This is a genomic window from Nocardia sp. CA-136227 (genome assembly GCF_050955695.1).
Lineage (GTDB): Bacteria > Actinomycetota > Actinomycetes > Mycobacteriales > Mycobacteriaceae > Nocardia.
Genome location: NZ_CP192081.1, coordinates 5,150,986 through 5,172,428, shown reverse-complemented (window position 1 = coordinate 5,172,428; position 21,443 = coordinate 5,150,986). Strand labels below are relative to the sequence as shown.

24 protein-coding genes and 1 tRNA gene are annotated in these 21,443 nt (G+C 68.1%); 16 read left to right on the top strand and 9 right to left on the bottom strand.

From position 1 onward, the window contains the following. The 4 genes from ACQP06_RS23910 to ACQP06_RS23895 all read right to left on the bottom strand — a co-directional run bounded on the left by ACQP06_RS23910 (window position 1) and on the right by ACQP06_RS23895 (window position 2,320). Window positions 1–507: a MarR family winged helix-turn-helix transcriptional regulator gene (locus ACQP06_RS23910; RefSeq protein WP_379275730.1), complete on the bottom strand. Its 507-nt coding sequence runs from the start codon at window positions 505–507 to the stop codon at window positions 1–3. Window positions 508–688: 181 nt separating this feature from the next. Then, window positions 689–1,282 (bottom strand): permease, encoded by a 594-nt coding sequence (locus ACQP06_RS23905; protein ID WP_433666709.1) that lies wholly within the window; start codon window positions 1,280–1,282, stop codon window positions 689–691. Between the two features lie 84 nt (window positions 1,283–1,366). Further along, window positions 1,367–1,822 (bottom strand): peroxiredoxin, encoded by a 456-nt coding sequence (locus ACQP06_RS23900; RefSeq protein ID WP_379275708.1) that lies wholly within the window; start codon window positions 1,820–1,822, stop codon window positions 1,367–1,369. 192 nt (window positions 1,823–2,014) lie between these two features. Then, a complete protein-coding gene (locus tag ACQP06_RS23895; RefSeq protein WP_433666708.1) occupies window positions 2,015–2,320 on the bottom strand; it encodes a hypothetical protein in 306 nt (101 codons plus the stop codon). Between the two features lie 150 nt (window positions 2,321–2,470). Here ACQP06_RS23895 and ACQP06_RS23890 point away from each other — a divergent pair, with 150 nt between their 5' ends. From ACQP06_RS23890 to ACQP06_RS23835, 12 genes are all read left to right on the top strand, one after another. Further along, the gene (locus ACQP06_RS23890) at window positions 2,471–4,024 is read left to right on the top strand and encodes an anthranilate synthase component I (RefSeq protein WP_433666707.1); all 1,554 of its coding nucleotides are present in this window, start codon (window positions 2,471–2,473) and stop codon (window positions 4,022–4,024) included. Window positions 4,025–4,089: 65 nt separating this feature from the next. Continuing rightward, on the top strand, window positions 4,090–4,968 hold the full coding sequence (locus ACQP06_RS23885; protein WP_433666706.1) for a TIGR02234 family membrane protein: 879 nt from the start codon (window positions 4,090–4,092) through the stop codon (window positions 4,966–4,968). 149 nt (window positions 4,969–5,117) lie between these two features. Next, window positions 5,118–5,936, top strand: a complete 819-nt coding sequence (trpC, locus tag ACQP06_RS23880; protein ID WP_213560553.1) for an indole-3-glycerol phosphate synthase TrpC — start codon at window positions 5,118–5,120, stop codon at window positions 5,934–5,936. 8 nt (window positions 5,937–5,944) lie between these two features. Then, window positions 5,945–7,231 carry a tryptophan synthase subunit beta gene (gene trpB, locus ACQP06_RS23875; RefSeq protein WP_433666705.1) on the top strand — a complete coding sequence of 429 codons (1,287 nt, stop codon included), beginning with the start codon at window positions 5,945–5,947 and terminating at the stop codon, window positions 7,229–7,231. Further along, window positions 7,228–8,028: a tryptophan synthase subunit alpha gene (trpA, locus tag ACQP06_RS23870; protein WP_433666704.1), complete on the top strand. Its 801-nt coding sequence runs from the start codon at window positions 7,228–7,230 to the stop codon at window positions 8,026–8,028. Before trpB ends, trpA begins: the two co-directional genes overlap by 4 nt. A gap of 116 nt (window positions 8,029–8,144) precedes the next feature. Continuing rightward, window positions 8,145–9,341 carry a prolipoprotein diacylglyceryl transferase gene (lgt, locus tag ACQP06_RS23865; RefSeq protein WP_433666703.1) on the top strand — a complete coding sequence of 399 codons (1,197 nt, stop codon included), beginning with the start codon at window positions 8,145–8,147 and terminating at the stop codon, window positions 9,339–9,341. A 129-nt stretch (window positions 9,342–9,470) separates the two neighbouring features. After that, the gene (locus ACQP06_RS23860) at window positions 9,471–9,941 is read left to right on the top strand and encodes a hypothetical protein (protein WP_433666702.1); all 471 of its coding nucleotides are present in this window, start codon (window positions 9,471–9,473) and stop codon (window positions 9,939–9,941) included. A gap of 55 nt (window positions 9,942–9,996) precedes the next feature. Next, on the top strand, window positions 9,997–10,497 hold the full coding sequence (locus ACQP06_RS23855) for a TM2 domain-containing protein (RefSeq protein ID WP_357285843.1): 501 nt from the start codon (window positions 9,997–9,999) through the stop codon (window positions 10,495–10,497). Between the two features lie 214 nt (window positions 10,498–10,711). Next, window positions 10,712–11,467 (top strand): transporter substrate-binding domain-containing protein, encoded by a 756-nt coding sequence (locus ACQP06_RS23850; protein ID WP_433666701.1) that lies wholly within the window; start codon window positions 10,712–10,714, stop codon window positions 11,465–11,467. A 20-nt stretch (window positions 11,468–11,487) separates the two neighbouring features. Next, a complete protein-coding gene (locus ACQP06_RS23845) occupies window positions 11,488–12,156 on the top strand; it encodes an amino acid ABC transporter permease (protein ID WP_433666700.1) in 669 nt (222 codons plus the stop codon). Window positions 12,157–12,246: 90 nt separating this feature from the next. Then, entirely contained in the window at window positions 12,247–13,671 is a 1,425-nt protein-coding gene (pyk, locus tag ACQP06_RS23840) for a pyruvate kinase (protein WP_433666699.1), read from the top strand. Window positions 13,672–13,684: 13 nt separating this feature from the next. Further along, on the top strand, window positions 13,685–14,596 hold the full coding sequence (locus ACQP06_RS23835) for an acyl-CoA thioesterase (RefSeq protein ID WP_433673415.1): 912 nt from the start codon (window positions 13,685–13,687) through the stop codon (window positions 14,594–14,596). Window positions 14,597–14,651: 55 nt separating this feature from the next. Here the strand turns inward: ACQP06_RS23835 and ACQP06_RS23830 are convergent, their stop codons facing one another. The 4 genes from ACQP06_RS23830 to ACQP06_RS23815 form a co-directional block, all read right to left on the bottom strand. Next, window positions 14,652–15,053 carry a hypothetical protein gene (locus ACQP06_RS23830; protein WP_357099926.1) on the bottom strand — a complete coding sequence of 134 codons (402 nt, stop codon included), beginning with the start codon at window positions 15,051–15,053 and terminating at the stop codon, window positions 14,652–14,654. Between the two features lie 155 nt (window positions 15,054–15,208). Continuing rightward, the gene (locus tag ACQP06_RS23825) at window positions 15,209–15,904 is read right to left on the bottom strand and encodes a low molecular weight phosphatase family protein (RefSeq protein ID WP_433666698.1); all 696 of its coding nucleotides are present in this window, start codon (window positions 15,902–15,904) and stop codon (window positions 15,209–15,211) included. Window positions 15,905–16,098: 194 nt separating this feature from the next. Beyond that, complete coding sequence (locus ACQP06_RS23820; RefSeq protein ID WP_433666697.1) at window positions 16,099–16,611, bottom strand: monooxygenase family protein; 513 nt, start codon at window positions 16,609–16,611, stop codon at window positions 16,099–16,101. An 86-nt stretch (window positions 16,612–16,697) separates the two neighbouring features. Next, window positions 16,698–17,138: a hypothetical protein gene (locus ACQP06_RS23815; RefSeq protein WP_433666696.1), complete on the bottom strand. Its 441-nt coding sequence runs from the start codon at window positions 17,136–17,138 to the stop codon at window positions 16,698–16,700. A 106-nt stretch (window positions 17,139–17,244) separates the two neighbouring features. Here ACQP06_RS23815 and ACQP06_RS23810 point away from each other — a divergent pair, with 106 nt between their 5' ends. Then, window positions 17,245–18,180 (top strand): NAD-dependent epimerase/dehydratase family protein, encoded by a 936-nt coding sequence (locus ACQP06_RS23810; RefSeq protein ID WP_433666695.1) that lies wholly within the window; start codon window positions 17,245–17,247, stop codon window positions 18,178–18,180. 46 nt (window positions 18,181–18,226) lie between these two features. Next, window positions 18,227–18,988 (top strand): ferritin-like domain-containing protein, encoded by a 762-nt coding sequence (locus ACQP06_RS23805; protein ID WP_433666694.1) that lies wholly within the window; start codon window positions 18,227–18,229, stop codon window positions 18,986–18,988. A 26-nt stretch (window positions 18,989–19,014) separates the two neighbouring features. Here ACQP06_RS23805 and ACQP06_RS23800 read toward each other — a convergent pair. Beyond that, a tRNA-Leu gene (locus tag ACQP06_RS23800) sits at window positions 19,015–19,101 on the bottom strand. A 222-nt stretch (window positions 19,102–19,323) separates the two neighbouring features. Here ACQP06_RS23800 and ACQP06_RS23795 point away from each other — a divergent pair. Further along, window positions 19,324–19,947 (top strand): ANTAR domain-containing response regulator, encoded by a 624-nt coding sequence (locus tag ACQP06_RS23795; protein WP_357097904.1) that lies wholly within the window; start codon window positions 19,324–19,326, stop codon window positions 19,945–19,947. Between the two features lie 229 nt (window positions 19,948–20,176). Beyond that, entirely contained in the window at window positions 20,177–21,409 is a 1,233-nt protein-coding gene (locus ACQP06_RS23790; RefSeq protein ID WP_433666693.1) for a branched-chain amino acid ABC transporter substrate-binding protein, read from the top strand. Window positions 21,410–21,443 lie beyond the last annotated feature (34 nt).

The following is a 21,443-nucleotide window of genomic DNA, read 5'->3' as shown; positions in this document are numbered from 1 at the left end:
TCAGTCGGATTCGGCGGGATCCAGACCCAGATGCGAGCTGGGCCGCCCCGAGCGGCCGAGCCCGCGGGTCATGCCCTTGTCGAGCTGTGCCACCAGGGTTTCACCCAGTGCCAGCAGCTGCTCGGTCTGATCGGCGTCGAGGCCGTCGAACACCAGGCCGCGCACGCACTCCAGATAGCCGGGCCCGGCATCGCTGACCTTGCGATATCCCGCGTCGGTGAGCACGGCCTGGGCCCCGCGACGGCCGGTCAGCGCCACGCGTTGCGCCCAGCCGAGCCGCTCGAGTTTGGACACCACATGCGAGAGCCGTGATAGCGATGCATTTGCCTTTTGCGCGAGGTCGCTGAGTTGCAAGCGGTGATCGGGTTCTTCGGAGAGCAAGGCCATCACGAAGTATTCGAAATGGGTAATCCCGGACTCGCGTTGCAGTTGGGTATCCAAAGCGGCGGGCAGTCGGGTGGTGAGCGCGATCAGGGTTCGCCAAGCTCGCTGTTCTTGGGGATTCATCGACTTGGTCACCGTGCGCGCCCTCTCGTACCACCCGAGTGACGGTTGGTCCCCGACCGTTCGAGAGCCCGTGTCATGGCATCGAACAAGTCACTCGCACGTCAAAGTTTGCCACGACTTCGCTCGTCAGTCACGGTGTTGCCGAATGACGTGACATCGATCACGCGTGTTGCGCGCGGAATTAGTTCGTGCCGACTTCGGGAGGATTTGCCGGAGTTTCCGGCGACACGCTCGGCTTTTCCGGTTCGTTTCGCTGTCTGTCGGCGCGGTGGCGGCGGAATCGCTTGCGCACCAAGAGAAATGCGGCCAGCAGGAACAGCACGGCGGCGATGATCGCGCCCGCCAGGCAGGCGCCGCGGAATCCCGGGGCGTCGACGTCGAGAATGCGTTCCCCGGCGTGCGCGGCACTGGAGTTGCCCCACACGATGGTCAGCGTCATCAAATTCGGGATGGCGAAGACCAGGGCCAGTACGGCGGCCCCGCCCGCGACGAACTTTCCGGCCCGTTTACGCCAGGACAGACCCGCCGCCAGGAACAGGAACAGTGGCACCGCTGTGCAAATCAGCCCCATCAACAGGCCGTACCAGATGCCCTTGGCGAAACTCGAGCCGACCATTTCCCCCAGGCGCTGTGCCCACCACCGCGGAATGAACGCGGCCAGGATCAGATAGGACAGCCACAACACCGCCAGGGTCACGACCGCGGCAATGATGCGATTGCGCCACGTGACGAAGGTTGAAGACTTTCGCTCCTGCTCGGTGCCGGCCGTAGTCATGCGCCCAGCGTATGTCCGAATTGTCGGCGGGCGAAGCACCGACGCGACGAGGTCGCGCGGCCGGGACCGAGCGGGAGCGGTCCGTCAGCGTTCGCGCAGGAACTTCAGGGCTTCGTCGGCGTGCACGTTGGCGCGCATCTCGCTGGTGATCACCTTGGCCACGGTCCGATCCGGGTCGATCACGAAGGTGGTCCGCTTGACCGGCACGATCGCGCCCAGCAGGCCGCGCTTCACGCCGAACTCCGCGGCGACCTTCGCGCCCGGGTCCGAGAGCACCGGGTAGCCCAGTCCCTGCTTCTCGGCGAATCCCGACTGCACCTCGACCGAATCCGCGCTGATGCCCACGCAGCTCGCCCCGGCGGCCTTGAATTCCGTTGCCAGATCCCGGAAGTGGCACGCCTCGGCGGTGCACACCGGCGTGTTCGCCGCGGGATAGAAGAACAGCACCACCGGGCCGTCCGCGAGCAGTGACTCGAGCGAACGCGGGGTGCCGGACTGATCCGATAGTTCGAAATTGGGTGCGAGCTGACCGACCTTCATGCCCGTACCCTACCCCCAATTCATCGTGCACGAGCTATTCGGGGAGGCGGTGACCGCCCGGTCGGAATCCCTTGCCGGGCAGTGGGCTTGGCGAGTGCCCACCGCCGGCCTGTCGGCCGGTTCCCTGCCTGGGGGTCCGGGGGGCGGCCCCCGGAGCCCCAACCACCCCCGACACGCGGTGTCGGTGCGGCGTCACGCCCCGATCAGGGCGGCGACCTCCGGGTTCTTGATGTTCATCACGTCGAGGATGCCGTGGGCGCGCAGGAACGGCTTCAGTTCCTTGATGCGATCGGTGTGCTCGGCGTACTCGTCGGGGAAGTTGCCCGGATCCAGCGACTCCAGCGCCTTCACGTAGGTGACGAACGAGGAGATGGCGGAGTACTTCCCGCCGGGGTTCATGTGCATCATCCGAGGCAGCTGACCGGGCATGACGCCCGGGGCCATCTGCGGAGCTGCGTGCCGTGGACCCTCCGGAGCCACCGGTTGCGAGGGGTACATCTGTGTTGATCTCCTCTCGAAAATGGGGGATACCGCGTGCTACCGCCGCGAGCGTAGTGAGACCGCTTCAGGTATTCGCCGCAGCGGCCCGCTCGGCTGGGCGGGGAGAGCGATTTAGATCCCGCCCGGTGGGCCTGGAATGATGGGGCAATGCACGGCGCCCACGGTTTGCCAATCGACACCACCACCTCCCGGGAGCAGTTCCGGTCGCTCGCGGCCGATCACCGCGTGGTCCCGGTGATCCGAAAGGTGCTGGCGGACTCCGAGACTCCGCTGTCCGCCTACCGCAAACTGGCCGCCGACCGGCCCGGCACCTTCCTGCTGGAGTCGGCGGAGAACGGCCGCTCGTGGTCGCGATGGTCGTTCATCGGCGCGGGCAGCCCGAGCGCGCTCACCGTGGTCGACGACCAGGCCGCCTGGCTCGGGCAGACCCCGGCCGACGCGCCCGTCGGCGGCGACCCCCTGGAAGCGCTGCGCGAGTCGCTGCGGGTGCTGCGCACCGAGCGCCTGCCCGGCCTGCCGCCGCTGACCGGCGGCCTGGTCGGCTACCTCGGCTACGACACCGTGCGCCGGCTCGAACGCCTGCCCAGCCTGGCCACCGACGACCTCCAGGTCCCCGAGATGGTCCTGATGCTGGCCACCGACCTGGCCGCCTTCGACCACCACGAGGGCGCGATCACCCTGATCGCCAACGCGGTGAACTGGAACGGCACCGACGAGCGCGTCGACGAGGCCTACGACGACGCGGTCGCCCGCCTGGACCGCATGACCGAGGCCCTGGCCGCGCCCGCCGAGTCCACCGTCTCGGTCTTCGACCGGCCCGAGCCCGACTACCGCCGCCAGCGCACCTCCGAGGAGTTCGGCGCGGGCGTGCGCCGCCTGGTCAAGGAGATCGAGGCGGGCGAGGCGTTCCAGGTGGTGCTCTCGCAGCGTTTCGAGATGGACTACCACGGCACCCCGCTGGACCTCTACCGCATGCTGCGCGCCTCCAATCCGAGCCCGTACATGTACCTCATGCACATCCCGGACGGCTCCGGCGGCACCGCGTTCTCCATCGTCGGCTCCAGCCCCGAATCGCTGGTCACGGTGAAGGACGGCGTGGCCACCACGCACCCGATCGCGGGCACCCGCTGGCGCGGGGCCACCGAGGAGGACGACCTGCTGCTGGAGAAGGGCCTGCTCGAGGACGCGAAGGAGAACGCCGAGCACCTCATGCTCGTCGACCTGGGCCGCAACGACCTGGGCCGGGTCTGCGAGCCGGGCACCGTGCGGGTCACCGAGTACCGGCACGTCGAGCGGTACTCGCACGTCATGCACCTGGTGTCCACGGTGTCGGGCCGGCTGCGGGCGGGCAAGGTCGCGCTCGACGCGGTCCAGGCCTGCTTCCCGGCCGGCACGCTGTCCGGCGCGCCCAAGGTCCGGGCCATGGAGTTGATCGAGGAGCTCGAGCCCACCCGCCGCGGCGTGTACGCGGGCGTGGTCGGCTACCTCGATTTCGCCGGTGACGCCGACACCGCGATCGCCATCCGCACCGCACTGCTCAAGGGCGGCACCGCCTACGTGCAGGCCGGCGCGGGCATCGTCGCCGACTCCGACGCCGAGTACGAGGACGTCGAATCGCGCAACAAGGCCATGGCGGTGCTCAAGGCCGTCGCTGCGGCGGAGACCGTACGCGCCTACCGGCCGAACGGCACCGGGCAATGACCGATTCCGGTCCCGATACCCCGCCGAGGAATCCTGCCGCGCAAACGGGAGACGGCTCGTCCGGCGTGAAACCCATTGTGCCGCAGTCTGATCAGAGGTCCGGCGGAGCGGGCGCGGCGGATCGAGCCGAGGCGGACGCGGATGCCGCGCAGGCGGTGGCCGATGCGCGTGCCGCCGAGGCGGACGCCCGCGAAGCCGAGGCCGACGCCCGGGCCGCGGTCGCCGAGGGCGCTCGGAAGCGCCCCCGGCCCTACCTGGCCGTGGCCCTGCTGGCCGTCGCCGCCGCACTGCTGTGGGCGTCCTCGCGGATGACCTGGGTGACCCTCGAGGTGACCAGCGAGCTCGGTCCGCCGCGCACCGCCCATCTCAACGGCAGCACCTGGTTCGGCGCGCTGACGCCGCTGGCCCTGGTCCTGCTGGCCACCATCGCGGCGGTGTTCGCCACCCACGGCTGGTGGCGGCGTGGCGTGGGCGTGGTGGTCGCGGTGCTCGCCGCGGTGGCCGCGGTGCCCGCCTACGCCCTGTTGGTCCATCAGGGCAGGACCGGTGACCGGGCCGCCCGGCTGGCCGAGCTGCGGGGCTGGGAGCACCCCGGAACCGTCACCACCGCGTCGTTGCCGGCCGTGCTGACGCTGTTCGGGGCGGTGGCGGCGTTCGTGGCCGGGCTGCTGCTGGTGCGCATGCCCCGTGAGACGGCCCGCATGTCGGGCAAGTACGACAGCCCGGCCGTGCGTAAGTCCGCGGCGGCCGAGCAGGTTGCCCAGCATCACGCCGACCGGGGACCCGCGGAATCCGGGTCACAGTCGCCGTCGAAGGAGCAGTTGTCGGGTCGTGTGCTGTGGGACGCGCTCGACGAGGGCCTGGATCCGACCGCCGACGACGCCGATCACTCTGCCGCGCAGGACGATCCGGGTTCCGGGGCCCCGCGCGGCGAACACCACTGAGCTGGGCCGGACAGCGGCAGCGTCGCCGCTTCCAGCCCCGCCGTCAAGACCGGGAACATAGCCATTTACTCTTTATCAGCAGCGGTGAGACAGCGCCTGGGGGGATTCTCAGGCAGCAAGTCCGTCTCCCCAGAAAGGATTCGAGCCAGATGACGGTACTCGACTCGATTCTCGACGGGGTCCGTGCGGACGTGGCCGCGCGGGAAGCCCTTCTGGATTTCCAGGCCGTGAAAGCGGCCGCGGCGGCGGCGCGGTCCCCGCGTGACGCCAAGGCCGCCCTGCACGCCGAGGGCATCGGCGTCATCGCCGAGGTGAAGCGGGCCAGCCCCTCCAAGGGCGCGCTCGCCGACATCCCCAACCCCGCCGACCTGGCCCGCGCCTACGAGGACGGCGGCGCCCGCATCATCAGCGTGCTCACCGAGCAGCGCCGCTTCGGCGGTTCGCTGGCCGACCTGGACGCGGTCCGCGCCGCGGTCGACATCCCGGTCCTGCGCAAGGACTTCATCGTCGGCCCCTACCAGATCCACGAGGCCCGCGCGCACGGCGCCGACGTGATCCTGCTGATCGTGGCCGCGCTGGAGCAGGACGTGCTCTCCGCGCTCATCGACCGCACCGAATCGCTGGGCATGACCGCGCTGGTCGAGGTGCACACCGAGGAAGAGGCCGACCGCGCCCTCGAGGCCGGGGCCAGCGTGATCGGCGTGAACGCCCGCAACCTGAAGACCCTCGAGGTGGACCGGGATGTGTTCGCGCGCATCGCCCCCGGTCTGCCCAGTGAAGTGATCCGCGTGGCCGAGTCCGGCATTCGCGGCACCGCCGACCTGCTGGCCTACGCCGGCGCGGGCGCGGACGCCGTGCTCGTCGGCGAGGGCCTGGTGACCAGCGGCGACCCGCGCGCCGCGGTGGCCGAGCTGGTGACCGCCGGAACCCACCCGTCCTGCCCGAAACCGGTTCGCCGGGGACGGTGAAAGAAGCGATGACACAGACCGAAAAGCTGTCCGGCAAGAACACTCTCGGCCTGCCCCAGGCCAGCGACGGTGTCGCGCACAAGAGTCACGAACCCGACGTGGGCGGCCACTTCGGCGTCTACGGCGGCCGCCACGTACCCGAGGCGCTGATGGCCGTGATCGAAGAGGTCACCGCCGAATACGACAAGTGCCGGGTGGACCCGAACTTCCTCGACGAGCTGGACCGGCTGCAGCGCGACTACACCGGGCGTCCCTCGCCGGTGTTCGAGTGCAAGAACCTGTCGCAGCACGCGGGCGGCGCGCGCATCTTCCTGAAGCGGGAAGACCTGAACCACACCGGTTCTCACAAAATCAACAATGTGCTCGGTCAGGTGCTGCTGGCCAAGCGCATGAACAAGACCCGCGTCATCGCCGAGACCGGCGCGGGCCAGCACGGCGTCGCCACCGCCACCGCGTGCGCGTTGCTGGGCATCGAGTGCGTCATCTACATGGGCGCGGTCGACACCGTGCGCCAGCAGCTGAACGTGGCCCGCATGCGCCTGCTCGGCGCCGAAGTCATCAGCGTGACAACGGGTTCGCAGACCCTCAAGGACGCCATCAACGAGGCGCTGCGCGACTGGGTCACCAATGCCGAGCAGACCTACTACTGCTTCGGCACCGCCGCGGGCCCGCACCCGTTCCCGCTCATGGTGCGCGACTTCCAGCGCGTCGTCGGCCTGGAGACGCGGCAGCAGATCCAGGCCCACACCGGCCGTCTGCCCGACGCGGTAACCGCCTGTGTCGGTGGCGGTTCCAACGCGATCGGCATCTTCCACGCCTTCCTCGACGATCCGGCCGTGCGCCTGGTCGGCTACGAGGCCGCCGGCGACGGCGTCGAAACCGGCCGTCACGCCGCCACTTTCACCGGTGGCAGCCCGGGCGCCTTCCAGGGCGCGTACTCGTACCTGTTGCAGGACGAGGACGGGCAGACCATCGAATCGCATTCCATCTCCGCGGGTCTGGACTACCCGGGCGTCGGCCCGGAGCACGCCTACCTCAAGGACATCGGGCGCGCCGAGTACTACCCGGTCACCGACACCGAGGCCATGGACGCGCTCCTGCTGCTGAGCCGCGCCGAGGGCATCATCCCGGCCGTCGAGTCCGCGCACGCGGTGGCGGGCGCGATCAAGCTCGGTCAGGAGCTGGGCCCGGAGAAGATCATCGTGGTCAACCTGTCCGGCCGCGGTGACAAGGACATGGACACCGCCGCCCAGTGGTTCGGGCTGTTCGACAAGCCCGAGGGGGACGACAAGTGAGCCAGCAGTCCCGTCTCGCCAACACCTTCGCGGCCTGCCGCGAGGAGAACCGCGCCGCGCTCATCGGCTACCTGCCCGCGGGCTACCCCGACGTGCAGGGCTCGATCGACGCGTGCAAGGCGATGGTCGAATCCGGTTGCGACATCATCGAAGTCGGCGTCGCCTACTCCGATCCGGTGATGGACGGCCCCACCATCCAGCGCGCCGCCGAACAGGCCCTGGCCGGTGGCGTGCGGGTGCGCGACGTGTTCAAGGTCGTGGAGGCCATCTCCCAGGCGGGCGGCAAGGCCGTCGTCATGACCTACTGGAATCCGGTGCTGAAGTACGGCGTGGACAGCTTCTCCCGCGATCTCGCGGCGGCGGGCGGTCTGGGCCTGATCACCCCCAACCTGATTCCGGAGGAGGCCGACGACTGGTTCGTGGCGTCCTCCACCCACAACCTGGACCGCATCTTCCTGGTCGCGCCGTCCTCGACCGAGGAGCGGCTCGTCAAGACCCTCGAGGCCTCGAAGGGCTTCGTGTACGCGGCCTCCACCATGGGCGTCACCGGCGCGCGTGACGCCGTGTCGTCCATGGCTCCGGCGCTGTGCGCCCGCATCCGCGCCCACTCCGACATCCCGATCGGCGTCGGCCTGGGAGTGCGCAGCGGCGCGCAGGCCGCCGAGATCGCCTCCTACGCCGATGGCGTCATCGTGGGCTCGGCCCTGGTGACGGCAGCGGCGCAGGGTCTGGACGCGATCCGGACGCTGACCGAGGAGCTGGCGCAGGGCGTCCGCTCGGCGGCGGTCGCTTCCTGACCGAAGGACCTTTTCGAGAGGTGTGTACCGAATTCGGTATACACCTTTCTTTTTGGCCGTGAACCTGCCCGTGGCCGTACGGAGGGGTCGCTCGAACACTGCTACGGTGGGGACTCGTGACCATACGAGCCCTTGCCGAGAGCACCGGCGCCGATGTCCTGGCCTACATTCCCAGTCCGCCTCGCGGCGTGTGGTACCTCGGGCCGTTCCCGCTGCGCGCCTACGCGATCTGCATCATCATCGGCATCGTCGCGGCCATCTGGCTGGGCGAGAAGCGGTGGGTGGCCCGCGGCGGCGAGTCCGGCGCGGTGCTCGACATCGCCATGTTCGCGGTGCCGCTGGGCCTGATCGGCGGGCGGCTCTACCATGTGGCCACCGACTGGGAGAAGTACTTCGGCCCGCATCGCAAGGCCGACGCCCACTGGTGGGCCATCTGGCAGGGCGGGCTCGGCATCTGGGGCGCGGTGCTGCTGGGCGCGTTCGGCGCCTGGATCGGCTGCCGCCACTATCGAATCCCCTTGCCCGCCTTCGGTGACGCCATCGCGCCGGGCGTGCTGCTGGCGCAGGCCATCGGACGTCTGGGCAACTACTTCAACCAGGAGCTCTTCGGCCGCGAGACCACGCTGCCGTGGGGTCTGGAGATCTTCGACCGCTTCGACGCCAATGGCGGCTCCGACCCGATGAACGGCGTCTCCAATGGCGTGGTGGTGCACGTCGTGCAGCCGACCTTCCTCTACGAGCTGCTGTGGAACCTGCTGGGCGTCGCGATCCTGCTGTACGTGGACCGCAAGTTCCGCATCGGCCACGGCCGTCTGTTCGCCCTGTACGTGGCCATCTACTGCTTCGGCCGGTTCTTCGTGGAACTGCTGCGCGACGACGAGGCCACCCACATCGCGGGCCTGCGCGTGAACACGTTCACCTCGGCGATCGTCTTCGTCTGCGCCGTGGCCTATTTCCTGCTCGCCACCAAGGGCCGGGAGACTCCCGCACAGGTGCGGGCGGGCGCGGAACGCCCCTGGCCGTGGCAGTTCGGCGCACTGCGCGCCTACGGGGCGGCCGTCGCGACCGAATCCGCGATTCCGAGCGCGAGTGCCGCGGCGAACGAGTCCGCTGACGAGAAGTCCGGCGCCGGCGAATCCACCGACAAGGCCGAATCCGCTGACGAGGCCGAATCCGAATCCGCCGACAAGCCGGTGCCTGACGATGACGCGGAGCCCGCGGACAAGGCGAAAACCGCCGCGGAGCCGGAGAAGGTCGAGGTCGCCAAGAAGTCCGACACCGCGGACAAGGCGGACAGCAAGAGCGATTCCTGATCATGGAATCGCGCGAATCCCGTAGCGCGGCGCGGTGATTCGGGAGACAATCGGGCATCGACGGCCGCCGGTGCGGCCGTAGGGGGAACGGGTCGGCGGGAGGACCCGTACGCATGCCAGGAGGGGCGAGTGACCGGTCCGTATCAGCAGCAACCTGGTTTCGGTGGGCCACAGTACGGTCCACCGGGAACCGGACCGGCGGGGCAGCAGTACGGCCTCCCGGCTCCGATGCCCGCGGCCGTGCCGCAGCAACCCGGGTTCCTGATCGCGATCGGCGATATCGCGGTCTCGGAGGGTCTGATCACCACCCCGTCGGGCAGTTTCCCGCTGCGCGGGGCGATCTGGACCGCGACCGATATGTCGCAGTCCTCGGAGCGGACCCCGCCGTACGCCATCGTGCTGGCGATCCTGTTCCTGCCCTTCTGTTTCCTCGGGTTGCTGTTCCTGCTCATCAAGCAGAAGGTGGTCGCCGGATACGTGCAGGTCACCGTGAACAGCGCGGGCCGGTTCCACTCGGCGATGATCGCGGTGCGGAACGAATCCACCTTCCCGATGGTCATGCACCAGGTGAACTACGCGCGCACACTCAGCGCCATGTAGCGGTCGATTCGCTTCGCCCGGCAACGAATCCGCGATGGCACGCGATAATTCCTGCGTGACCGATCCCTTCCAGAAACAGCCGCCGCAGGACGGCCCGCAGTACGGCGCGCCCGGCACGGGCCCGCAGTACGGACAGCCCTACGGCCAGCAGCCCTATCCGGATCCCCAGCAGTTCGCCGCGCCCGGCCAGCAGTTCGGCCAGCCGGGCGACCAGTTCGGCCAGCCCCAGCAGTTCGCGCAGCCGGGCCAGCCCTACGGCCAGCCGCAGCAGTTCGCCGCGCCCGGCCCGTACGGTCCCTACGGCGGGGACCCGGAGGCCCCGTTCGGCCGGGATCCGTTCGGAGTTCCGTTGTCGGACAAGAGCAAGCTGACCGCGGGTCTGCTGCAGCTGCTCGCCGGCGGTTTCGGGATCGGCCGTTTCTACCTGGGCTACACCACGATCGGTGTGCTGCAGCTGGTCACCTGTGGCGGTTGCGGTATCTGGGCGCTGATCGACGGCATCCTGATCCTCACCGGCAAGGTGCCCGATCTCCAGGGGCGTCCGCTGCGCGACTGAGCGCCACCGCTGCGCGACCGAGCGCGACACTCCGCATGTCGGCGGCCGTCACTCGACCGGGTGGCGGCCGTTTCGCGCATATCATCGGGCCGGAGCCGGATCCAGGTTTTCGCGCATCGTGATGGTTGCCGTGCCGCCCGGTCGGTCCGCGGCGTACCCTTTGTCGGTTGTTTATCGCGTGTTCACTCCACACGCCCGAGGAGAGGTCCCCGTCGTGCGCCACAAGCTAGCCGCCACCCTGCTCGCCGTCGTCGCCGCAGCCGGGCTCGTCGCCTGCAGCTCGAGCAAGGACGACGCGAACACCCTGAAGGTGGGCACCGAGGGCAACTACTCTCCCTTCACCTACCAGGACAACGGCAGCCTCACCGGCTACGACGTCGACGTGATCAAGGCCGTCGGCGACAAGCTCGGCAAGAAGGTCGAGTTCACCACCGCGCCCTGGGACTCGCTGTTCGCCGCCCTGGAATCCAAGCGCGTGGACCTCGTCGCCAACCAGGTGACCGTCAAACCCGAACGCGAGCAGAAGTATTCGCTGTCGCAGCCCTACACGGTCTCCGAGGGCGTCATCGTCACCAAGACCGGCAACGGCGGCATCCACGCCCTCACCGACCTGTCCGGCAAGACCTGTGCCCAGTCCGAGACCAGCAACTGGGCCGAGGTCGCGCGCGGCGCGGGCTGCAAGGTCGAGGCCATCCCCGGCTTCGTCGAGGCGGTGCAGCTGCTCAAGACCGGTCGCGCCGACGCCACCGTCAACGACACCCTCGCGGTGAACGCCTATGCCAAGCAGCAGGGCGCGGGCATCGTGCAGGTCGCCGGGAAGACCGGTGAGACCTCCAAGCAGGCCTTCGCCGCCCGCAAGGACTCCCAGGCCCTCACCGATCAGGTGAACAAGGCCCTCGACGAGCTGCGCGCCGACGGCACCCTGGCCAAGATCTCCGAGAAGTACTTCGGCACCGACGTCAGCAAGTAAGCGGCGCGGGGCATTTCGACATGGACGACGCCACCTGGGCGCTGATCCGGCACAACCTGTGGCCCATGCTCGAGGCCACGGTGAACAAGACGCTGCCGCTGACCGCCGTCAGTTTCCTGATCGGACTGGTGATCGCGCTGTTCGTGGCGCTGGCGCGGATGTCGAGCGTGTGGCCGCTGTCGGCGGCCGCACGCGTCTACATCTCGATCATTCGCGGCACGCCGCTGCTGGTGCAGCTGTTCATCATCTTCTTCGGCCTGCCGGCGTTCGACATCGTGCTGGAGCCGTTCCCGGCGGCGATCATCGCGTTCAGCCTCAATGTCGGCGGGTACGCGGCGGAAATCATTCGCGCCGCGATCCTTTCGGTCGCCCAGGGACAGTGGGAGGCGTCGTACTCGGTCGGCATGAGCTACGCCCAGGCGCTGCGGCTGGTGGTCCTGCCCCAGGCCTCCCGCATCGCGGTGCCCCCGCTGTCCAACACGCTGATCTCACTGGTGAAGGACACCTCGCTGGCGTCGACCATCCTGGTCACCGAGTTGCTGCGCACCGCGCAGATGGCCGCCGCGCCCACCTTCGATTTTTTCGCCCTCTACGGCGTGGCCGCCATCTATTACTGGGTTGTCTGCCTCATCCTGGGATTCTTCCAAACCTTCTTGGAGACCCGTCTGGCCAGGCACGTCGCTCGGTGACCTGCCGATAGCTGAACGGGTGCTTACAAGAACCGTATATGTGTGTGCCGGGGTCGGCATGAGCCTTACCACAGGTCTAGGGTTGAACGCGTGATGCGACGAACGAAGATTGTGTGCACCCTCGGACCCGCAGTGTCATCCGAGGACCGGATTCGTGAGCTCGTCGAAAGTGGCATGGACGTTGCGCGCCTGAACTTCAGCCACGGCGAGCACTCCGATCATGCCGAGAACTACAAGAAGGTGCGTGCGGCCAGCGATACCGCCGGTCGCGCGGTCGGCATCCTCGCCGACCTGCAGGGCCCCAAGATTCGGCTGGGCCGGTTCGAGGGCGACGGCAAAACGGTGTGGAACACCGGCGAGGAAGTCCGGATCACCGTCGACGACATCATCGGCACTCACGACCGGGTCTCCACCACCTACAAGCACCTGGCCAAGGACGCCAAGCCCGGTGACCGACTGCTCGTGGACGACGGCAAGGTCGGGCTGACCGTGCTGAGCGTCGATGACAACGATGTCATCTGCAAGGTCACCGAAGGCGGCCCCGTCTCCAACAACAAGGGCGTCTCGCTGCCCGGCATGGACGTGTCCGTGCCCGCGCTGTCCGAAAAGGACATCGACGACCTGGAATTCGCCCTGAAGCTGGGCGTGGACTTCATCGCGCTGTCCTTCGTGCGCTCGCCCTCCGATGTGGAGCTGGTGCACGACATCATGGACCGCGTGGGCCGCCGCGTGCCGGTCATCGGCAAGCTCGAAAAGCCCGAAGCCATCGACAATCTGGAGGCCATCGTGCTGGCCTTCGACGCCATCATGGTCGCCCGCGGCGACCTCGGCGTCGAGCTGCCGCTCGAGCAGGTGCCGCTGGTGCAGAAGCGTGCCGTGCAGATGGCGCGCGAGAACGCCAAGCCGGTCATCGTGGCCACCCAGATGCTGGAATCCATGATCACCAACTCGCGCCCGACCCGCGCCGAGGCCTCCGACGTGGCCAACGCCGTGCTCGACGGCGCGGACGCGGTCATGCTCTCCGGCGAGACCTCGGTCGGCGACTACCCGATCGAGGCCGTGCGCACCATGGCCCGCATCGTGCACGCGGTGGAGTCCGAGTCCTCGACCCGGGTGCCGCCGCTGACCCACGTGCCGCGGACCAAGCGCGGTGTCATCTCCTACGCCGCCCGCGACATCGGCGAGCGCCTCAATGCCAAAGCGCTGGTGGCGTTCACGCAGTCCGGCGACACGGTGCGCCGCCTGGCTCGCCTGCACACCCCGCTGCCGCTGCTGGCCTTCACCCCGCAGTCCGCGATTCGCAGTCAGCTGGCCTTGACGTGGGGCGTGGAAACGTTCATCGTTCCTCCGGTGGGCACGACCGACGAGATGATCCACCAGGTCGACAACGCGCTGCTGTCGATCGGGCGGTACAGCAAGGGTGATCTCGTGGTCATCGTGGCGGGCTCCCCGCCGGGTACTGTCGGGTCCACCAACCTGATCCACGTGCATCGCATCGGCGAGGAGGACCACTAATTTGAGTGCGTCGCTGGACGAGACGTCTGCGGACGTCGTCGCGGACCCCGAGGGGGCCGGGCTATCGGATGATCTGCGGGTGCTGCTGCGTCTGCTCGATCTCGAGGAGAACGGCCCCGATATCTTCCTCGGACATCACCCCGAGAAGGTGTGGAGCCGCACGTTCGGCGGCCAGCTGGTCGCACAGGCGATCATCGCCGCGGGCCGGACCGTGGGACCGGAACGGCCCATCCACGCGGTGAACGCGCACTTCGTGCGCGGCGGCGACCCGAAGCAGCCGATCGAATACCACGTCGATCGGCATCGCGACGGCCGCTCCATCGCCAACCGCACGGTGACCGCGTACCAGGACGGGCAGGAGCTGTTCGTCATGCTCGCGGCCTTCCAGGACTGGGGTAAGGGGCTCGAGCACGGCACGCCCCTGCCCGACGTGCCGGGGCCGGAAGGTCTTCCGCGCGTGGAGGAGTCGTTCGCGGGCATGGAGGACAAGCTCCAGATGTTCGTGGACGCACCGCATCCCATCGAGATGCGGTACACCAACGACCCGGCCTGGATCCTCAAGGGCAAGGGCGAGAGCCTCGCCCACAACCGGGTCTGGATGCGCACCGACGGCGCGCTGCCCGACGATCCGCTGATTCACGTTGCGGCGCTGGCGTATTCGTCCGACACCACGGTGCTGGACTCGATCATCACCACGCACGGGCTGTCGTGGGGCTGGGACCGCATCATCGCGGCGACGGTGAACCACTCCATCTGGTTCCACCGGCCCTTCCGCTTCGACGACTGGTCGCTGTACGCGACCGAGTCGCCGGTGGCGGCGGGCTCGCGCGGCCTGGCTCGCGGGCACTTCTACGCCACGAACGGCGACCTGCTGGCGACGACGGTCCAGGAAGGCGTGATCCGCCACTTCCCGGCACGCCGCTGAGACACGCGAAGGCGGGCCGTACCCCTCGGGGTGCGGCCCGTTGTCACGTCCGGGGCTAGATCAGTTCCCGGTTCTCTTCGAGGTCGAAGTTCTCGCGCTGCAGGGCGTGCACGATGTAGGGGATCGGCTCGCCCGCGGAGAGCTCGAGCAGTAGCCGCTGCTCCAGTTTGGCGATACCCGCTTTGGTGAGCTGGCGGGCTTCCCCGACGAGGCTGAGCGCGATCTCGTAGGTGCGGCGCTCGCCCGGCTCGGCGGCGGGATGATCCAGCCGCCATTGGGTTTCGAGCACCGTGTGGGCGGGATCGTCGCACTCCACCGGGAGGGTGAAGCGCCACGCGAAGATGTCTCGATCGGCGACGTATTCGTCGACCACCCGGCACACCGTCTCGGTGACGCGGCGCAGGGTGTGGGGTGTCACGTAAACATGGAGCGAAACATCCGAAATGCGCTTCGGCATGTCCTTGGTCCTGTTCTTGTGTCGAACCACCGGCAGTGGCGTTCGGCGGAACGGATAAGTGTTCCGCGCGAGAGTGTAATCCCTTACCGGACCATCGCGGCAGCAAGGTGTATTGACACGCGGACTCCGACCGGCCGGTTTGCCGGGTTCGCCTGCTATCCGGCGGATTCCGCCGCGCGGCGGGCCGGGCGCGGTGCCGGATGGGGCGATTGCGCGGCCGGTCGCGGTGATTGCGCTGCCGTTCGGGGAGATTCGCCGCGTCCGCCGTCTATCACCAGCAGCGGCGGCTGCCCGTCGGGGGCGCTGCGCGGACGCAGCGTGGCCTGCGGATGCTGATGCGCGTGCATCGCCAGCAGCAGCGGCACCAGCGCCTCGGCGATCTTGTCGCCGACATCGCAATACTGTTGCGGGGACAGGCCGACCGGGTCGGAGATGTTCTCGCGGCCGACGTAGGCCAGGTCGTCGCGCGCGGCGTGCAGGCCGACCACGGTGCGCGCACCGCTGACCTTCGCGATCCGGTACGCCTCGAGCAGGGTGAAGGTCCGGGGGAGCGCGGCGGGCACGAGTTCGCGGACCTGGTCGCGGATCTTCTCGGTCATGGTGAGCACCAGGTCGGCGCGGTGCACCATCTCGGCCTTGAGCCGCCGGGCCTTGAAGTTGGAGGCGTCACCGCCGAGGCCGGTAATCGTCTGTGCGGCCAGGGGTTCCACGGGGAAGCCCACCAGGGCGCGCACGCCGGCGCTCTCGGCGGTGAGCTCTTGTAGTCCGTGGTCGGCGGCCACCGCCAAGGTGAGGCGTTCGGCGATGACGGATCGGCAAACATTTCCGCTGCAGACGAACAGGACGTGCATGCGGACAACCTATGCCCGCCGTTGTCGATTCGAAACAGTTCCGTGACCGAATCACACGTTTCAACCGCATTGTTCATGCGGTGGCCGGATGTCGCTCACCTGTTGTCGGCGGGCGTTTACCGGAGTGTCCGGCGGGCCAACGGCATCGCGGACGATCATGCCTTTTCACACACGCCGAATCAATAGCTCGACGATTATTCGTCGGTCGTGCCGTACAACGCGGATTCCGTTACCACGGGCGCGATTTCGGATGCGGCGCCGCGTGTGCGCCCGCGCGTGGAGAACAGCCGCCCGCGGGCCGGGACGATCGGCGCGAATCGCGCCAGTCCGGTGTTCGCGGACATGTCGTCGTACACGGAATCTATTCCGCCCCCGGCGAAATAGGCCTCGTGCCAGAAGCCGGTCCCGCCGGAGTCCCGCAGGAACCGCTGCCACCAGTCCCGATGCGGTTCCGACCGCGTCCACCGTTCCAGGCTCTCCAGGTCCCGCCAGTACTGTCGCGCGCCCCAGTGCGGCGGGAACAGCGACCACACCACGTCCTCGTGGGACAGCAGCCCGTCGGGCCGATCGTGATGCGATTTGTACAACCGCGGCCCCAGGCCCAGCAGCCGCAGCATCCCGCGCGGCCTGCGCACGCGCATGCCGAGCAGGATGACGACCAGGTCCGGATAGTCGGCCAGGTCGGCGGTCATTCTCTTCACCGGCATTCGTGACCTCCGCACGGTTGGCTGCTCTGTGCGGGTCTACGTGGCTCCCGTGCCCGCGGTTCGAAACGCGGTCCTGTGAATCGAGTCTACGACGTACTCAACCGCAACACGGCCGAGCTGCCCTGGACAGCAACTATCTTCACGGTCAGGCCATTCAGGAAAATGGTCCCGCCGACCCCGGTGGATCCACTCACCGGCAGCCCGAAGACCGTGGTGGACGCCGTGGTCGACAGCGCGCTGATCTCCCCGATCCGCACACTGCCGCCGATCCGCGAATATCCGGGGACCGGAATGGTCGTGGGCCCGTCGATCCGAATTTCGCAATTACCTTTCGAACAGGCTCCCAGATCGGTCCCATTCGCCGCCGCGGGTAATCCGCCCGAGGCTTTCGTGGTGTCCTTCGCGGAATTCGTGGTCGTGGAATTCTGTCGCACGCTCGTCGTCCCCGTCTGTGTCGTCTCGGGCATCGCGTGCCCGTCCGTCTCCGATCCGCATCCCCCGATGAGCCCCGCGATCATCACGCCCACGGCGAGGCCCCACCCGCCTCTCGCCATCGAGGTCTTCGGGATTCGCATACGGCCTCCATACTGCTTCCGGAACAACGGCCCACCGATCATGCGCCATGATGACCGAGTGCGTGTACTGGTTACCGGAGCGAATGGATATCTCGGCCGCGCCGTCGTCGCGGCCCTGTCCGCCGCGGGCCACGAACCCGTCGCCATGATCCGCGCCGCCGCCCCGCCGATCCCCGGCGCCGCCGAGGTCCGCACCGCCGATCTGCTCGACGAACCCGCCCTCGCCCGCGCCCTGCGCGACGTCGACGCGGTCTGCCATCTCGCCGGCCTGACCCGCGCCCGCGAGTCCCTGTCCGAGCCGCTGCGCTACTTCCGCGGCAACACCACCGCGACCCTCACGCTGCTCGAGGCCATGTCCGCCGCCGGCGTCCCGCGGCTCGTCTTCGCGTCGACCGCCGCGATCTACGGGACTCCTGACCGTCAGCCGATGGCCGAAGACCTCCCGGACGCCCCACCGCACCCGTATGCCCGCAGCAAGCTGGCCGCCGAACTGGCCATCGAAGGCGCTGCCCAGGCCGGTGATCTGGCGGCGGTGATCCTCCGCCTGTCCAATATCGCCGGCGGCGCCGACCCCGATCCGACCCGCCTGATCCCGCGCGCACTGGCTGCGGCATCGGGGAATTCACCCCTGGCGGTGAATGGTGACGGCACCGCCGTCCGCGACTACCTGCACGTCGACGATGCCGCCCGCGCTGTCACGGCAGCCGTCGACCACCTGTCGGCCCCCGGCGCGGTCGCCCGCTACATCATCGGCAGCGGTCGCGGCACCAGCATCCTCGAGGTGGTCGCCTCGGTGGAACGGGTGACCGGTCGTCGGGTCGCGCTCGACCACCGGCCCCCGGCCCCGGAACCGGCGGCCCTGGTCGTCGACCCATCCAAGGCAATCGCCGAAATGGATTGGAAACCAACTCATTCCACCATCGACGCGATTATCCGCGATACGGCCACAGAATCTCCACACGGTGTCCGCCGGGACCGCACATCCGGTTCCTAGTGTCGGTGTGCGAACGGCCCGAGCATTTGGAGAACGGAGGGTTCGCATGCGCGACTCGGATGAATTCACCCGGTGGACTACGGAATTCGAGGCCAAGGCTCACGCCCGGGCTCGGACCGGCGACCCGGACTGGAGCGCCGGCGCGACCCTGCATCCCGCCCTCGTGCGCAGTATCCAGCGTTTTCAGGTGGGGGAGTCGGGTGACGGGGCGCATCTCATCGCCAAGGCCGATGCCGCCGGGGATCCGGTTTACGCTGCGGCGGTTCGGCTGTTCGTCGCCGAGGAGGCAAACCACGCGCGGCTGCTGCTGAACCTCCTGCAGGCCGCGGGGGAGCGGCCGATCTCGCGTCATTGGACCGACGCGGTCTTCGTCGCATTGCGCCGGGGCCTGGGCTTGCGGCTGGAACTCATGGTGCTGTCGATCGCCGAGGTCATCGCCATCCCTTATTACTCGGCGCTCCGCGACGGCGCCCGCGATCCGCTCGCCACCCGCACCGCCGCCCTCATCCTGGCCGACGAGCAACGCCACATTCCGTTCCACGCGCAGCGTCTGCGCCTCGCCTTCGCTGCCACACCGCCCGGGTTGCGCCCCCTCGTCCGCGCTGTCTGGCGGGGAATCCTGCACGTTGCGATCGCGGTGGTGCTGGTCGATCACGGCCGGGCGTTACGTCGATTGGGCTGTACCCGAAGAGAATTCGCCCGCACCGCACGCGCCCTGTTCGGCCCGATCTGTGCGACCGCCCTACCGCGCCCGGACCACGCGCAGCCGTCGGCGAATCCACGAAGCGCGGGGGAAGTGATTGGGTGACCGATCTCCGGATCCGGGATCTCCCATGGTGCCGAGTGTGGGAATCGAACCCACACGCCCTTCCGGGCAACGGTTTTTGAGACCGTCGCGTCTGCCAATTCCGCCAACTCGGCGCACCGGAGGGAAATGATAGCGGGTGGTGGGGCAAACCAAGAAATCGAGGTGGTCGGGCGACTACATCGTTGTGATACTGGTCGGTTTGCCCTGGGTACGTGGGTTGTAGGGCCGGGTGAACGGTACTCTTTGGGAGACTCGGGTGCGTGCTGGTCCTGTGAGGGTGGCGCAAGACGAGGTGGCATCGGGTATCGGATTTCGGAAGCGACAGGGGTTCATCTATGGGAACGACAGCAGGGGGCGGTTCGAAGAAGGACGCTGCGGCGTCCGCCCCCAAGCGGGTGGTGGTTGCCGAGGACGAGGCGCTCATCCGGATGGACCTGGTGGAGATGCTCTCCGAAGAGGGCTATCACGTGGTGGGTGAGGCGGGTGACGGTCAGCAGGCCGTGGACCTCGCTGTGGAGCTGCGTCCGGATCTGGTGATCATGGACGTGAAGATGCCGCGCCGGGACGGCATCGACGCGGCGGCCGAGATCGCGTCGAAACGCGTTGCGCCGGTGGTCATCCTGACCGCCTTCAGTCAGCGCGACCTGGTCGAACGGGCACGCGACGCGGGGGCGATGGCGTACCTGGTGAAGCCGTTCACCAAGTCGGATCTGGTGCCGGCCATCGAATTGGCCGCATCGCGATTCCATGAGATCGCCGCGCTCGAGAGCGAGGTCGCGAACCTCACCGACCGGCTCGAGACGCGCAAGCTGGTGGAGCGTGCCAAGGGTGTGCTCATGCAGACCCAGGGGCTATCCGAGCCGCAGGCGTTCAAGTGGATTCAGCGCACCGCCATGGATCGTCGCACCACTATGAAGGCGGTCGCGGAAGTGGTGCTGGAGAACCTCGCACCGAAGTAAGTCGCATTTGCCGGGTCGTCGCCCTGTTGTTGCCACTAATGCACTGAGGAAATTAACAGTGCGGTAACAACAGGGCGTTCCACTTTAGTTGCGATGTCACATGAATGATTCGAATGTGATGCGGACCTAACGTGGCCCGACTATGTTTCTGTGCGGGCCGATCGATGGGGCGGCCCTCCTCGGTCACCCCGGGGGCGCACAGAACATGAGGTGAATCGTGCTTGGTTCAATGACGCGCACGTCGACCCTGCGGCACAGTCGCACGGTCAAGATGCTTGTCGTCGGGGCCGCGGCCGTACTCGCATTGGGCAGTGCCGGCTGCAGTAGCAAATCGACGGACAATTCGGGCGGAGGCGGGTCGAATCTGACCATTTCGCCCCTGGTGCAGGTGGACTCGCAGGGCAAGGAGGTCCCGGTCACGGACTCCAGCGCGGCCGCCGACCCCGCCGGTGACGGCAAGGGCAAGTGCGCCCCGCAGACCATCGCGATGGCCGGCCCGCTGACCGGCGACAACGCCAACCTCGGCCTCAACATCATCCGCGGTGTGAAGCTGGCGCTGGACCAGCACAACAAGGCCAACCCCGGCTGCCAGGTCTCGGTCAAGGAATTCGACACCGAGGGCGACCCGCAGAAGGCCACCCAGGTCATTCCGACCATCGTCAGCGACCCGTCGATCGTGGCGCTGATCGGCCCCACCTTCTCCGGTGAGACCAAGGCGACCGGCGCGATCCTCAACCAGGCCAACCTGCTGTCGCTGACGCCGTCGGCCACCAATGTCACCCTCACCACCAACGGCTGGACCAACTTCTTCCGCGGTCTGGGCAATGACGGCATCCAGGGCCCGGCGGTGGCCGGATACCTCAAGGGCACCGGCAAGTTCAAGAAGATCTGCGTCATCCAGGACGACTCGGATTACGGCACCGGCCTGGCCAAGACGGTCACCGAGGGTCTGGGTCCGATCGCCGACCCGAGCTGCGCGGCCAGCGTGAAGGCGAAGCAGAAGGACTTCTCGGCGACCGTGTCCAAGATGGCATCGGCCAAGCCGGACGGCATCTTCTACGCGGGCTACTACGCCGAGGCCGCCCCGCTGGTGAGCCAGCTGCGCGACGGCGGCGTGACCGCGACCTTCATCTCCGACGACGGCACCAAGGACGTCGAGTTCACCAAGCAGGCCGGCAGCAAGTCCAAGGACGCGCTGCTCTCCTGCCCGTGTGGTCCGGCCGGTGACAAGTTCGCCACCGCCTACAAGGCGTTCAACAACTACGAGCCCGGCACCTACTCGACCGAGGGCTACGACCTGACCACGATCGTGCTCAAGGGCATCGAGGCCGGTAAGGTCACCCGCCCCGACCTGGTCGAATACGTGCGCGGCTACGACGGCCAGGGTCTGGCGCGTCAGTACAAGTGGGGTTCCACGGGTGAATTGGCCAACGCGTTGATCTGGATGTATCAGGTCAAGTAGCGATCACTGTTAATCGGAACAGCGTGTGCCGAAA